The organism is Campylobacter concisus (assembly GCF_050447485.1).
Taxonomy (GTDB): domain Bacteria; phylum Campylobacterota; class Campylobacteria; order Campylobacterales; family Campylobacteraceae; genus Campylobacter_A; species Campylobacter_A concisus_BQ.
In genome coordinates, this window is the sequence record NZ_JALMFY010000001.1 from 1,226,339 (window position 1) to 1,239,640 (window position 13,302).

Annotated in this window: 14 protein-coding genes; 6 read left to right on the plus strand and 8 right to left on the minus strand. The window is 39.3% G+C overall.

Annotated features, from left to right (window positions below):
- Positions 1-37 precede the first annotated feature (37 nt).
- Entirely contained in the window at positions 38-670 is a 633-nt protein-coding gene (locus MTT29_RS06315) for a protein-L-isoaspartate(D-aspartate) O-methyltransferase (RefSeq protein WP_103620436.1), read from the plus strand.
- Between the two features lie 18 nt (positions 671-688).
- On the opposite strand, the gene MTT29_RS06320 is transcribed toward MTT29_RS06315, so the two are convergent.
- Complete coding sequence (locus MTT29_RS06320) at positions 689-1,171, minus strand: hypothetical protein (RefSeq protein WP_429800084.1); 483 nt, start codon at positions 1,169-1,171, stop codon at positions 689-691.
- Positions 1,172-1,300: 129 nt separating this feature from the next.
- Complete coding sequence (locus MTT29_RS06325; RefSeq protein WP_103571496.1) at positions 1,301-1,885, minus strand: hypothetical protein; 585 nt, start codon at positions 1,883-1,885, stop codon at positions 1,301-1,303.
- 169 nt (positions 1,886-2,054) lie between these two features.
- Between MTT29_RS06325 and MTT29_RS06330 the strand changes: the two genes are divergently transcribed.
- The gene (locus tag MTT29_RS06330) at positions 2,055-2,273 is read left to right on the plus strand and encodes a hypothetical protein (protein ID WP_103571497.1); all 219 of its coding nucleotides are present in this window, start codon (positions 2,055-2,057) and stop codon (positions 2,271-2,273) included.
- Positions 2,274-2,300: 27 nt separating this feature from the next.
- On the opposite strand, the gene MTT29_RS06335 is transcribed toward MTT29_RS06330, so the two are convergent.
- From MTT29_RS06335 to MTT29_RS06355, 5 genes are all read right to left on the minus strand, one after another.
- A complete protein-coding gene (locus MTT29_RS06335) occupies positions 2,301-2,684 on the minus strand; it encodes a hypothetical protein (protein WP_103571498.1) in 384 nt (127 codons plus the stop codon).
- Between the two features lie 105 nt (positions 2,685-2,789).
- Positions 2,790-3,374, minus strand: coding sequence for an outer membrane beta-barrel protein (locus MTT29_RS06340; RefSeq protein ID WP_230855702.1), 585 nt, complete (start codon positions 3,372-3,374; stop codon positions 2,790-2,792).
- 206 nt (positions 3,375-3,580) lie between these two features.
- Positions 3,581-5,155 carry a single-stranded-DNA-specific exonuclease RecJ gene (gene recJ, locus MTT29_RS06345; protein WP_429800085.1) on the minus strand — a complete coding sequence of 525 codons (1,575 nt, stop codon included), beginning with the start codon at positions 5,153-5,155 and terminating at the stop codon, positions 3,581-3,583.
- Between the two features lie 313 nt (positions 5,156-5,468).
- On the minus strand, positions 5,469-6,071 hold the full coding sequence (locus tag MTT29_RS06350) for an outer membrane beta-barrel protein (protein ID WP_103598869.1): 603 nt from the start codon (positions 6,069-6,071) through the stop codon (positions 5,469-5,471).
- A 162-nt stretch (positions 6,072-6,233) separates the two neighbouring features.
- Positions 6,234-7,868, minus strand: coding sequence for a CTP synthase (locus MTT29_RS06355; RefSeq protein WP_103598868.1), 1,635 nt, complete (start codon positions 7,866-7,868; stop codon positions 6,234-6,236).
- Positions 7,869-7,994: 126 nt separating this feature from the next.
- Here MTT29_RS06355 and MTT29_RS06360 point away from each other — a divergent pair, with 126 nt between their 5' ends.
- The 4 genes from MTT29_RS06360 to MTT29_RS06375 all read left to right on the plus strand — a co-directional run bounded on the left by MTT29_RS06360 (position 7,995) and on the right by MTT29_RS06375 (position 12,895).
- Positions 7,995-8,210 carry a DUF4492 domain-containing protein gene (locus tag MTT29_RS06360; protein WP_429800086.1) on the plus strand — a complete coding sequence of 72 codons (216 nt, stop codon included), beginning with the start codon at positions 7,995-7,997 and terminating at the stop codon, positions 8,208-8,210.
- Between the two features lies 1 nt (position 8,211).
- A complete protein-coding gene (locus MTT29_RS06365; RefSeq protein WP_429800087.1) occupies positions 8,212-9,747 on the plus strand; it encodes a cytochrome ubiquinol oxidase subunit I in 1,536 nt (511 codons plus the stop codon).
- Positions 9,737-10,864: a cytochrome d ubiquinol oxidase subunit II gene (locus tag MTT29_RS06370; RefSeq protein WP_429800464.1), complete on the plus strand. Its 1,128-nt coding sequence runs from the start codon at positions 9,737-9,739 to the stop codon at positions 10,862-10,864. The genes MTT29_RS06365 and MTT29_RS06370 overlap by 11 nt, the downstream gene beginning before the upstream one ends.
- 264 nt (positions 10,865-11,128) lie before the next feature.
- Positions 11,129-12,895 (plus strand): aryl-sulfate sulfotransferase, encoded by a 1,767-nt coding sequence (locus tag MTT29_RS06375; RefSeq protein WP_429800088.1) that lies wholly within the window; start codon positions 11,129-11,131, stop codon positions 12,893-12,895.
- 35 nt (positions 12,896-12,930) lie between these two features.
- Here MTT29_RS06375 and MTT29_RS06380 read toward each other — a convergent pair whose 3' ends face one another.
- Positions 12,931-13,281: a hypothetical protein gene (locus MTT29_RS06380; RefSeq protein WP_103594517.1), complete on the minus strand. Its 351-nt coding sequence runs from the start codon at positions 13,279-13,281 to the stop codon at positions 12,931-12,933.
- Positions 13,282-13,302 lie beyond the last annotated feature (21 nt).

Sequence of the window (13,302 nt, forward strand, 5' to 3'; positions counted from 1 at the left end):
TATAATAACGATTTAAAATTTGTTTAGGATAGAAATTTTGACCCAATTAGAAGCGATAAAATGCCAAAATTTAGCTAGCGACATAGCCGATGAGATCACGCTCAGTCCGCTTTTGTTTGACGCGATATCAACAACCGAGCGTGAAATTTTCGTGCCTATCCCTGCACATGCTTACAAGCTTGACGCGCAGCCGATACTGGGCAATCAGTGGATCAGCTCGCCGCTAACTGTGGCAAAGATGACGATGGCGCTAGAGTGCGAAAACGTGGATAACATCCTAGAAATAGGCTGTGGCAGCGGCTATCAAGCAGCGATATTAAGCAAGCTCGCACATAGAATTTTTAGCGTCGAACGCATAGAAAAGCTAGCCATGGAGGCAAAAAAACGCTTCGAGACGTTAAAGATCAAAAACGTGCACGTAAGATATGATGATGGCAACAACGGCTGGCGAAGCTACGCGCCGTTTGATAGGATTTTACTCTCGGCTGCTGCTGATGAGATCTCGCCAAATTTATTTAGCCAGCTAAAAAATGGCGGCATCTTGGTCGCTCCGATGAAAAAAGATGGCAAGCAGTTTATCGCTAAATTTAGAAAAGACGAGAGTGGAAATTTAGAAAAAGAGTTTTTAGACGAGTGCCTTTTTGTACCACTTCTTGAGGGCAGAGAGTAGAGGCTTTTACCTCTACAACTACCACCTAACCAGCCACTCGCCGCTAGGGTGCTGCGTAAATATAAGATCATCAAATTTTGTAGTTTCTTCGCCATCTGCTGTGATAAATGTAACGCTAAAACTAAATGCGTTTTTGGCGATAAATTTCACATTTTCTATACTCAAAATATCGACGTTGTCGCTACAAGTGCCACTAGCCCTTTTTGAATGGCTATCATCTCTTCGTAGCGCAGGTGTCCTTGTGCCACCTTCCATAAATTTATCATTTTTGTTAGCCCTGTAGCTTGCCATATTTGCTAAAAATTCCTGCATCCTAGGCTTTGCGCTATCAAATTTCGCTTGATACTCCTTTGGCACCTTAATGCCCAAAATAGCGCCTGGCACCGTCTGACCAACTAAATTTCTACTTTTTGTTAGCGTTGGCTCACTTTTTGGTTCGCAAAAGGCAAAGCTACTAAAAACGGCACAGAGCACAATGGCAAAAAGCGATTTGGTTTTCATTTTTCTCCTTTTTAAATAAGAGCCATTCTACCTCGAGTCACTTAAAGGTTGCTTGAGTTATAAATTTAAAGAATAAATGTGAGTTTTTAGGAGAGGCAAAGCCTAAGCCTTGCCTTGAATTAGAATTTGTTAGAATTTATAAGTGTAGCCTGTGTAAATTCCCACGGTTGTATCCCTTAGCTGAGCGCCGCTATTTTTCTTATAAAATGTCTTATCAGCTTTTAAACCAAACTCAAGCGCGTTGTGAGCGTCAAATGAGTAGATACCACCAGCTTTTGCGCCAACTAGCAAGCCTTTGAAATTTTTCTTGCTAGTTTCGTTTTCAAAGCTTTGTCTAACACTTAGATAACCAAGACCAGCATAACCACCAAGCACGGCTTTAAAGTTTTCAGTGATATTTGGAGTGTAGTCAGCGCCTGCTAAAAGCTTATGTTTGCTCCATTTTGCGTCTGCTTCGCTAGCATTTTTTCTAGCTTTAAAGTCATAGTAGTAGCCACCATACGCTCTATAGCTGTCAAAATCATAACCGCCATAAAAGCCAAGTCCGTAGTGACCTTTGTTGAAGTTATTTTTTTCGCTTTTTGCGATATTTTTAGTTTTGATCTTTGAATTAAACGAATAATCGCCCTCGCCACCGACAAATGCACCTTGCGCAAGTGCAGCTGAACTAACTAAAGCTAAAACCAAGCTTGATTTTACAAGTAAATTTTTCATACTTCTCCTTTAAAAATTTTCGTGATTTTACTATTACGCGTTTAATCTATATGAAATTTAAATTTAACAAAGCCCTATTTTTCGCTATTTTTACCCTTTAAAATTTAAATTTATTTATATTTACTATTAAATTTTAAAATTAGAAAAAATTTTCATCAAAGGAGAGAAAATGGCACTAGATAAAGAGCTAGTAAATTTCGGTGAAGAGCATGAGCTAAATGCGATCCTTTCAAAATTTGGCAAATCACAAAGCCAAAAAAATAGAGCAACACTAGGCGAGCTTGGCAAAAAATGCAAGGAAAAACTTGCTAAAAGAATGCTAACTCAAGACGAATTTGGCGAGTTTGTAAAAGCGCACCTAAAAGAGCTTGAAGACAAAAAAGCCTAAATTTCTGGGGGGGGACCCCAGAAAATCTTACTTGCAATCCTCTATTGTCAAATTTATCACAGTAAAATTTTTGCCGTTCTCGTAGTTGTATATCCACGAAGCTTTGTCGATAAGAGGGTTTTTACTGCTACAAAAGTCCTCTTTTAGCATTTCAGTCTGCATCTTTTTAAACTCATCTATCTGTTCTTTAGTAAATTTACTAAATTTAATATCCTCGCTATCATTTATAACAAATGTGGTTTTTAGGGTCTCATTTTCACATGTAGCACCCATTATTACGCTATTTTCATCGACTCTTGTGGGAGCTGGCTCATCGATCATGCTTACAACAGCTTTAATAAATGCGTTATCACAATCAACTGCAAAGGCAGCCGTTAAAAGGACAGAAAGAGCCAATATTATTTTCTTCATTTTGTAGCCTTTTTGGAAAGTATATTAAATTTAATGGTAAAAATACTAGAGATAAATTTGCGCCCAAACTAGGACGCAAATTTCTTAAGGAGGGAATGTTTAAAATTAAAATTTATAAGTGTAACCTACGTAAAGACCGATGTTGCTCTCTCTAACTTTAACTTCTTCAATTTTTCTGTAAAAAGTATAGTCGGCCTTAACGCCAGCCTCTAAAATATTGTTTTGATCAAGTAAGTACTCAGCACCGAATTTTGTGCCCAACACAAAACCAGTTGAGTGTTGTGCACTATCTGAATTATCTACCTTAAATTTTATTCTTGAAACGCCAGTATAAGCACCTGCTACAAGCTTAACATCACTGGTAATGCTTGGAGTATAGTCGGCACCTGCTAGAAAGCTGTGTTTATTCCACTTAATTGTATATTTTTCACCATCATCTTCTAACTCTTTTTTAGTCTGAAAATTATAAAAATAAGCACCATAAGCTCTGAAGTTGTCAAAATCATAACCAGCTTTTATGCCACTGTTAAATTGACCTTTCCTAAGTCTTGCTCCATCGTTAGCCTCAGATAACTTTACATTTGACGCAAAAGAATATCCGCCCTCGTAACCAATAAATGCTCCCTCTGCCATAGCAAATGAGCAAACCGCACATGCAATCATGCTAGCTTTCAAAAATGAACTTTTCATTTTCAATCCTTTAAAAATATAATGTAAATGTAATTTTACGGATTTTTATTTAAAATATTATTAATTTATAATATTAAATAAGCATTGATAAATTTACTTTATTTATAAAGTTCGTATTTTAGGGATTTATAAAGATAAATTTATTAAATTTTTAATTATTAAAAAGTAATACCTAGTCGTTAAATTTCAAACGACTAGGCAAAATGCTATAAAATTTCTCTTATCAAAAGCTGTGGCGTAACAAGCCCGCGGAACGAATTTTTAGATACACAAAAGATGATATCTATCATTTCGCCTACTCTAACGTGCCTTGTGAAGTTAAAAAATAGCGCCTCAAGCGTTTTGTTATCTTTTTGCAAGATAAGTTTTAAGTGGTTTTGATCCCTACCTATGAGCCTCTCGTTTTTCACGACAGCGTTTTCTATCTTAAAGACTGGGCGTGGATTTTTCTGTCCATACGGCTCATAAAATTCCAAAATTTCAAGTAGCTCAAAGTCTATCTCGCTTGGCATTATGTCGCCAAGTAGCTCATCTGAGCTTCTGCACTCTTGCATATTTAGGCATGAGCAGCTTTTATTTATAGCATCTTTAAATTTTTCCAAATTTTCAGGCGCGAGAGTTAGCCCTGCTGCACCTTTGTGACCGCCGTAGCTTGTTAGCAGATCTTCGTGACTTGCGATTAAAGATAAGATATCAAGCTTGCCAACGCTTCTAGCACTGCCTTTTGCGCGGCCCTTATCGATGCTAAAGACGATGGCTGGCTTTGCAAAGTGCTTTGCCAGGCGGCTAGCCACGATGCCTATCACACCCTCATGCCACTGCTCTCCCCAAGTGATGATGACCTCATCGTCCTCTTTTACGTCCTTTAGCGAGCACTCAAAGAGTTGGCGCTCCTCCTCTTTTCTGGAGTTGTTAAACTCGATAATCGTATCAAGGTAGTTGTAAGCCTCCTCGATGCTCTTTGCACGCAAGAAGTTAAATGAATTCATCGCATCGTCCATGCGTCCGGCTGAATTTATAAGAGGCGCTATAAGAAAGCTGATATCATCACACTCAAATTTATCCTTGCCGTAAAACTCTTTTATGACACAAAATGCCGAGCGCTTAGAGGCATTTAGCTTGCAAATACCCATGCGAACAAGCATCCTGTTCATATCTCTTAGCTCCATCATATCAGCTATTATCGCGATGGCTAAAAGCTCTAAAAACTTGCTCATATCGTAGTTTAGCTTGCAAACATCCTTTAGCGCTCCAACCAAATACCAAGCCACTTCAGCACCGCAAATTTCGATATTTGGAAAGTTGCAGTCCTCTTGTTTTGGATTGATTATGGCGTAGGCTTCTGGCAGAACGGCTGGTGGCATATGGTGATCTGTGATGATAAGATCGATGCCTTTTTCTTTGCAGATAGCGGCGGCGTCATTAGCCGAGATGCCGTTATCAACGGTAATTATTAGACTCACATCGCTTGCAAGCTCGTCGATGATCTCAGGGTTTAAGCCGTATCCGTCCTTAAATCGGTTTGGGATCTTTACTAGGTAGTTTTTTACGCCAAGATCGTCAAAAAACTCGGCTAAAATCACACTTGAAACCACTCCATCAACGTCATAATCGCCAACAATAGCGATGTGTTCATTTCTCTCGATCGCTTCTTTGATGCGATTAGCGCCTTTGTAGATATCCTTTAGAGCGCTTGGCGTTGGAATTTCACTAAGTTTTTTGTGTATGTCGTTACAAAATCTACGTGCTAGTAAATTCCTTATATCCTCTTTAGTTAACATAGCTTTGGCAAGGACTTTTTGACGCCCTGCCAACTTTTACTAATGCTATTTGCTCACTTAAATTTATGCCCAAACTGCCAAAAATTTGGCAACAAAAATGCTTTTTTTTCATCGTAATCTTTCGTCTTTATTTTGAATGCTTTGATTATATCTTTTTGAAATTTAATTTCTTATAATTTTCATTGAAAGTAAGATTTTTAGGGCAAAAAACTTTTGTTAAATTGATACTCTTTATAAATTAGCCATTGTAAATTTGAAGTAAAAAATGAGAGAAATTTTAAGTAAAAATAAGGGGTCATAAGACCCCCAAAGATTAAAATTTATATGTGTAGCCTAGGTAAGCGCCAATGTCTGTTGATTTAAGGTCGTCAAACTCTTCTGCATGATACCAAGACTTATCAGCTTTTATACCAAACTCAATAGCGTTGTGTCCATCAAAGCTATACTCAGCACCAAGTCTTGTACCAATTAGCCAGCCAGATTTTGTAAGATCATAAGTGGCTCTAACAGTATTTGAGTTAAAATTAGCCTTGTAGTTAATCACAGAAAGACCTGTATAAAGGCCAGCAACTAACTTAAAGTTGTTAGCTATTGTTGGAGTATAGTCACCGCCTACTACAAATTTATGAGTTGTCCACTTCATATTCACTGTACCCTCAACGCCATTAAGTGTATCATTTTCACTATTTTTAGCTTCTGCATGATAGAAGTATCCACCATAAACTCTAGCTACATCAAAGTCGTAACCACCTTTTATACCTATATTTGGTCTATTGTCCTTTAGCCCATCACCCTCAGATGTTATTTTTGAGCTAAAATCATAGCCGCCCTCAACTCCGACAAATCCACCTTGTGCCAAAGCAAATGAGCCAGCAAGTGAAAGTGCTAAAACACTTTTTAAAACGCAATTTTTCATTTTTTCTCCTTTATAAATGATTGCATAAGCATTGTATGTTTAGCAAGATTAAAAAATACTTAAATTATTTAAAATTTATCAATAATACGTTTACTTTTATTTTTAATATAAATTTGATAAAAATTTAAAGAGAAAATTTGGCAAGAAAGCTTGCCAAATTTATCATTTTACATGATTAGCTAGGCTTGCTTTGATAAAGCCTAGTATCACAGGGTTTGGTCTAGTTAAGCGGCTAGTAAATTCAGGGTGACACTGCACGCCTACAAACCACGGATGGCCTTTTAGCTCGATCGCCTCTACCAGTCCGTCGCTTTCGCCACTTACTATGAGGCCAGCCTTTTCAAAGACCTCTTTATATTTTGGATTTGCCTCGTAGCGGTGGCGGTGGCGCTCTTTTACGCTCTTTGCGTTGCCATAAATTTCAGCCAAAAGCGTCTTTGGTTTGATGTCGCAGTTATAAGCACCTAGCCTCATAGTGCCGCCAAGCGGGCTTGTGTGCGTTCTTATCTGCTTTTTGCCGTGGGCATCGATGAAGCTATCTATTAGATAGATGATAGGATTTTTGCACTCTTTATTAAATTCCATAGAATTTGCATCTTCTAAGCCCAAAACATCCCTTGCAAACTCGATCATCGCTAGCTGCATACCAAGGCAAATTCCAAGATATGGGATCTTATTTTCACGAGCAAATTTAATGGCCTGCATCTTGCCTAAAACGCCTCTTTCGCCAAAACCGCCAGCTACTAAGATGCCATCCACATCTTTTAAAAGCTCATTTACATTACTCTCTTCTATCTTTTCGCTATCTATCCAGCGTAAATTTACCCTAGCGTCCAAATTTGCTCCAGCATGGATGATGCCCTCAGTTAGGCTCTTGTAGCTCTCTTTTAGATCAATATATTTGCCTACAAAGGCGATTGTTGTTTCGTTTGTTGGGGCGATGATCCTTTTTACTAGACTATCCCAGTTTGCCATGTCTGGTTTTAGCTCGCCAAAGCCTAAATTTTCAGCGATCGGCACTAGGATATCTTGCTTTAAAAATGAAAGTGGAATTTGATAGATACTTGCGCTATCTAAGCTTTCTATGACGCAGTTTTTCTCCACACCACAGCTTGCTGCGATCTTATCTTTTAGCTCGCGGTTTAGTGGCATTTCAGATCTGCAGATGATGATATCTGGGCTTATGCCGATGCGTCTTAGCTCACCTACGCTGTGCTGGGTTGGCTTTGTCTTTAGCTCGCCAGCTACCTTTATAAATGGCACGAGTGTTAGGTGGATATTTAGCGCTCTTTTTTTACCAACTTCTACTTTTAGCGCTCTTATCGCCTCTAAAAATGGCAAACCCTCGATGTCGCCAACGGTTCCGCCGATCTCAACGATGAGCACATCTTTGCCCTCGCCTGCTTTTTTGATACGATCAACGATCTCGCCAACGATGTGAGGGATCACTTGTATAGTCTTTCCAAGGTAATCGCCTCTTCGCTCTTTTTCGATGACTGAGCTATAAACTCTGCCCGTTGTGAAGTTGTTATCCTGACTTAGGCTCTCATCTAAAAATCTCTCATAGTGACCAAGATCTAGGTCTGTTTCAGCGCCATCGTCTGTGACAAAGACTTCGCCGTGCTCTAGTGGGCTCATCGTGCCAGGATCTACGTTGATATATGGGTCAGCTTTTAAAACACTCACCTTTAAGCCAGAATTTTTAAGTAATGTCGCGATAGACGCAGCTGCGATGCCTTTTCCAAGTGAGCTTAAAACACCACCTGTGATAAAAATATACTTCGTCTCTTTTGCCATCAAATTTTCCTTAACTTTAGTTATTTTTTAATCCGCCGATTATACCCCTTAAATATTTAGTAAGGCATTAATCGTGCAATTTTTAAAAATTATTCTTTAAGTTTTTTTGTTATAGACTTCGACATCATGATTAAAAACTGCTTAAAAAACATCGCCTCATTATATGTAGATGGCTTTAAAAATATGAAAATAGGCAAGAGACTATGGCTTCTCATAGCGATAAAGCTTATCATTATGTTTGGAATTTTAAAGGTCTTCATCTTTAACGAGACCCTTAATACCAAATTTCAAACCGACGAAGAAAAAAGCGAATTTGTAATTCGTAATTTAATAAAGGAATAAAATGTCTGAGATGGATTTTGTTGATTGGTCTAGGGCTCAGTTTGCGCTGACTGCCATTTACCACTTTTTGTTTGTCCCGCTTACGTTGGGGCTAAGTTTTATCATCGCCATTATGGAGACGATATATGTCAAAACTGGCGATAAGGCCTGGCTTGAGATAACGAAATTTTGGCTAAAGCTCTTTGGTATAAATTTCGCTATTGGTGTAGCTACTGGTATCATCATGGAGTTTGAGTTTGGTACAAACTGGGCGAATTATAGCTGGTTTGTCGGCGATATCTTCGGCGCTCCACTTGCGATCGAGGGCTTGCTAGCATTTTTCATGGAGAGTACTTTTTTTGCCATTATGTTTTTTGGTTGGGAAAAGGTTAGTAAGAAATTTCACCTACTTTCAACATGGCTTGTTGCGATCGGTTCAAATTTAAGCGCACTTTGGATCTTGATCGCAAATGGCTGGATGCAGTATCCAATAGGCATGAAATTTAACCCAGACACAGCTAGAATGGAGATGCAAAATTTCTTCGAAGTTGCGCTAAATCCACTTGGTATCACTAAATTTTTACACACAGTAACTAGCGGCTACACTATCTCAGCTCTTTTTGTGATAGGAATTTCTGCTTGGTTTTTGATAAAAAAACGCCACATCTTGCTAGCTAAAAAAAGCATCGTAGTTGCTAGCGCATTTGGTCTTATCACTTCGGCATTTTTGCTACTTAGCGGTGATGAGAGCGCATATCTTGCAGCTCAAAAGCAGCCTATGAAGCTAGCAGCCATGGAGGGACTTTATAAAGGCGAGAAAAATGCTGGACTAGTTGCAGCTGGTATTTTAAACCCAGCTAAAAAGCTTGACGATGAGAGCGATGCCTTTTTGTTTGAGATAAAAGTACCTTACGCACTTGGTATCATGGCAAACAGAGAGCTTAACTCATTTACACCAGGCATAAATGACCTACTTTATGGCAACAGCGAGCACAATCTAATAAGCGTAGAAGAGAAGATGGCAAAGGGCAAAGTAGCTATCGAAGCTCTTAAAAACTACAAAGAGGCTAAAAAAACAAATGACGAGAGCTTGATGAAAAGCTCACTTTCAAATTTAGAGAGCAACCTAAATTTCTTAGGATATGGCTATCTTAAAGACGCAAAAGAGGCAGTGCCACCAGTTGCGCTTACATTTTATAGCTTCCACATCATGGTCACACTTGGCACTTACTTCATAGCTCTTTTTGCTATCACTCTTTATCTAAATCTCTCAAGAAAATATAAATTTGAAAACATAAGAGCATTTTTGTGGATCTGCCTCTTTACCATACCGCTTGGCTACATCGCAGCTGAGGCTGGCTGGATAGTAGCAGAGGTCGGTCGTCAGCCATGGGCGATACAAGATCTCATGACCGTTGGCGTCGGAGCTACAAATTTATCTGACTCAAATGTCAAAATTTCATTTATATTATTTGCTGTTTTATTTACGGTCTTGCTGATAGCCGAGATCAAGATCATGCTTAAGCAAATAAAGATAGGATTTAACGATCATGCATAGTTTAAGCTTAGAAAATTTACAAATTTATTGGTGGTTTATAGTTAGCCTTCTTGGCGGACTTTTGGTGTTTATGATGTTTGTTCAAGGCGGTCAAACACTCATCTTTAGCCTTGGTAAGGACGAGCTTAAAAAAGATATGCTCATAAATTCTATCGGTAGAAAATGGGAGCTTACATTTACGACGCTTGTTATGTTTGGCGGTGCGTGCTTTGCGGCGTTCCCGCTATTTTACGCTACTAGTTTTGGTGGCGCTTACTGGGTTTGGCTAGCTATTTTATTTTGCTTTATCGTTCAAGCTGTAAGCTACGAGTACCGCAAAAAGCCTGATAACTTCTTAGGCGCTAGAACTTATGAAATTTTCCTTTTCATAAATGGCTCGCTTGGCGTTATCCTTATCGGCATGGCGGTTAGCACATTTTTTAGTGGTAGTGATTTTGTGCTAAATGAGCACAACTTTGTCGAGTGGAAGACTCCATTTCGCGGCCTTGAAGCTTTATCAAATCCTTACTTGTACTTGCTTGGCATAGCGATGTTTTTCCTATCTCGCATAGGCGGCTGCTTATATCTTATGAACAACATTGCTGATGGCGAATTTATACAAAACGCTAGAAAACAGCTAATTATCAACACCGTGCTATTCTTGCCATTTTTCCTAGGATTTCTTGCGTGGATACTTACAAAAGATGGCTTTGCATACGACGCAAACGGCGTAGTTAGCCTTGTGCCTTACAAATACGCTATAAATTTGATCGAGATGCCCATCGCTGGCATATTGCTTCTTGTTGGCGTTCTTTTGGTGCTTGTTGGAATTTTCCAAGGAGCATTTACAAAAAGCATTCGTGGAATTTTTGCTTACGGCGTTGGCGTTACGCTAGCTGTGACTGCACTATTTTTGATAACAGGACTAAATGACACAGCATTTTATCCGTCATTTAGCGATCTTTCTAGCTCGCTAACTATCAAAAATGCAAGCTCTAGCCACTACACACTTGGCGTTATGTCCTATGTTAGCTTGCTAGTGCCTTTCGTGCTTGCCTATATCGTCGTAGTTTGGAGAGCGATAGATAGCAAGAAGATCACGCAAGATGAGATCAAAAACGATCATCACGCATACTAAGGATAAAAGATGTTAGAAGCAGGAATTTTTTTGATACTTTGGCCAGTAACGCTATTTATTAGCTATAAATTTGTTCTCTTTTCTCTTAAGAAATTTGACGCAAATAACTAAAATTTAGGGGCATTTGCTCCTAAATTCTTCTTTTTATTTTCACCCTTTAAAACCACTTCTTTATAAATTTACTTAAGCATCTTTTCATATAAGCGTTAGTTTTGCGTGAAATTTGAGTAGTAAGATATCATTAAATTTCACAAAGGAGCGAAAATGAGCAAGAATTTCTTAGGTTCAGTTGCCCTTGCGGCTGTTTTGGTGAGTGGTTTTGGCTTTAGTGCTCCACTAAACGCTGGAGTCTTGGCTCATCAAGTAAAGGTTCAAGGAGAGCTTGGCTCAGTCTTTATAAACCCATACGATGTATCGCCGCTAACTGCTATCATTGATAGAGCTGGCAAGAACATCAAAGATATCCACGTCAAAGTAAAGGGCAAGCCAGATGGCGGCATAGATATCGACTACAACGTCTCAGAGCATGCCTTGCTCACGCATGATGGCGTGCCTATTTGGGGACTTTACCCTGACTATCTAAACGAAGTAGTCGTAAGCTACACATTTAACGGAGCTAAAAAGGTTGAGACATATAAAATTTACGCCCAACCTATCGTCACATATAGTCGCGACTATAGGTTCTCACACATGCAAAAAACTCGCGTCAAAAAGGTCGATCCTGCCTTTAAAAACAGGCTATATCTCATAAACAACACAATTACAAGCGTCTATAAACCGCTTGATTGGAAAAATGGCGGGGCTGCTAGCTGGAACGACTTTACCGAAAACTACATCGTAGATACCAAGGGCGAGGTCAGATGGTATCTTGACTATCAGAAATTTTACGACCGCAGCGAGAGAAGAGTGATGGATGGGGGCATGATGATGGGCTTTCATCAGCTAAAAAATGGCGATATCAGCTTTGGTATGGCTCAAAGATATCTAAGATATGACCTTATGGGAAAAGAAATTTATAATCGCCCGCTTCCAAGAGGCTACATCGATCTAAGTCACGAGGTGATGCCACTAAAAGATGATCACGCGCTTCTTAGAGTAGCAAAATACAACTACCACCACAAAAACGGCAAAATTTCTCACACCATAAGAGACCACATCATCGAGGTCGATAACACTGGCAAGGTGGTCGAAGAGTGGGATCTAAATGAAATTTTTGGCAACAACGTCTATCGCAGCAACCTCATAAAGGCGCTTGATGCTAGGGCTGTTTGCCTAAACATCGACATGGACGCAAAAGAGATCAAGATAAGCGACGATCAGCCATTTGGCGATGTCACCTCCACTGGCACAGGCAGAAACTGGGCACATGTAAATTCGATCTCGTATGATGAGAGCGATGATAGCATCATCCTTTCGCTTCGTCACCAAGGCATCGTAAAGATAGGACGTGACAAGAAAGTAAAATGGATACTAGCCTCGCCTGAGGGCTGGAGCGAGGACTTTAAAGCAAAAGTGCTAACTCCAGTCGATAGTAAAGGTAACAAGATAAAATGTGAAAACTCAAAATGCGAGGGCGAATTTGACTGGTCATGGACACAGCACACCGCATGGCTAACGCCAAGATACGAAAACAAGGGCGACATAAAACACCTAAGCGTCTTTGACAATGGTGATGCTAGAGGCATGGAGCAGCCAGCCTTTAAAGAGGATAAATACTCCCGCGCGGTTGAATACAAGATAGATGAGAAAAAGGGCACGGTTGAGCAGACTTGGCAGTTTGGCAAGGAGCGCGGATTTGACTTTTATAGTGCAGTCACTAGCAACGTCGAGTGGCAAAAGGATAAAAGCACCTACTTTATCTCAAGCTCAAATGTAAATTTACTACGCCCTGATAAGACTATCAAGATGGTCTTAGTCGAGATCGACCCAAAGACAAATGATATAAAATTTGAAATGGATGTGGATTCTGCATCAAGAGATGATGTCGCTTATAGAGCGATGGTTATCGATCCAGAAGTGTTTAGTTATTAAATTTTGGTGTGAGACCCCCTCTCACACCGAGTGTATTAGTTATTATTTTGAAATTTATAAATTTCTTCTTTGACGCTAGTTAGGTCAAAATTTATCGCTCGCTCTAGCTCTAGCAAGCTTACATCTTTGTCTATCTCAAGAGCCATCGCTATCTCGTTTAGCTCTTTTGCTTCCTCATTTGCAAGGATCGCACTCTTAAAACTAGCCTCATCTATCTGGCCAAATTTTGAAAAGATCGATTTAAATTTATCTTTTAAAATTTCTCTACTTAGCTTTTTATCTTCTAAAGCCTTCTTCGTGCCGCCATTTCTGTTACAGGTTCTAAATATAAAATCTATTGTTTCATTTACTTCATCGAGTAAATTTTTTGTCTTCTCGCTTTGCATACAAACTCCCTTCACCGCAAA

Bases quoted from the DNA above. Each gene is read 5' to 3' on its own strand.
- MTT29_RS06320 (WP_429800084.1), bottom strand. From the start codon at position 1,171: ATGAAAACCAAATCGCTTTTTGCCATTGTGCTCTGTGCCGTTTTTAGT.
- MTT29_RS06325 (WP_103571496.1), bottom strand. From the start codon at position 1,885: ATGAAAAATTTACTTGTAAAATCAAGCTTGGTTTTAGCTTTAGTTAGT.
- MTT29_RS06330 (WP_103571497.1), top strand. From the start codon at position 2,055: ATGGCACTAGATAAAGAGCTAGTAAATTTCGGTGAAGAGCATGAGCTA.
- MTT29_RS06335 (WP_103571498.1), bottom strand. From the start codon at position 2,684: ATGAAGAAAATAATATTGGCTCTTTCTGTCCTTTTAACGGCTGCCTTT.
- MTT29_RS06340 (WP_230855702.1), bottom strand. From the start codon at position 3,374: ATGAAAAGTTCATTTTTGAAAGCTAGCATGATTGCATGTGCGGTTTGC.
- recJ (WP_429800085.1), bottom strand. From the start codon at position 5,155: ATGTTAACTAAAGAGGATATAAGGAATTTACTAGCACGTAGATTTTGT.
- MTT29_RS06350 (WP_103598869.1), bottom strand. From the start codon at position 6,071: ATGAAAAATTGCGTTTTAAAAAGTGTTTTAGCACTTTCACTTGCTGGC.
- MTT29_RS06355 (WP_103598868.1), bottom strand. From the start codon at position 7,868: ATGGCAAAAGAGACGAAGTATATTTTTATCACAGGTGGTGTTTTAAGC.
- MTT29_RS06360 (WP_429800086.1), top strand. From the start codon at position 7,995: ATGATTAAAAACTGCTTAAAAAACATCGCCTCATTATATGTAGATGGC.
- MTT29_RS06365 (WP_429800087.1), top strand. From the start codon at position 8,212: ATGTCTGAGATGGATTTTGTTGATTGGTCTAGGGCTCAGTTTGCGCTG.
- MTT29_RS06375 (WP_429800088.1), top strand. From the start codon at position 11,129: ATGAGCAAGAATTTCTTAGGTTCAGTTGCCCTTGCGGCTGTTTTGGTG.
- MTT29_RS06380 (WP_103594517.1), bottom strand. From the start codon at position 13,281: ATGCAAAGCGAGAAGACAAAAAATTTACTCGATGAAGTAAATGAAACA.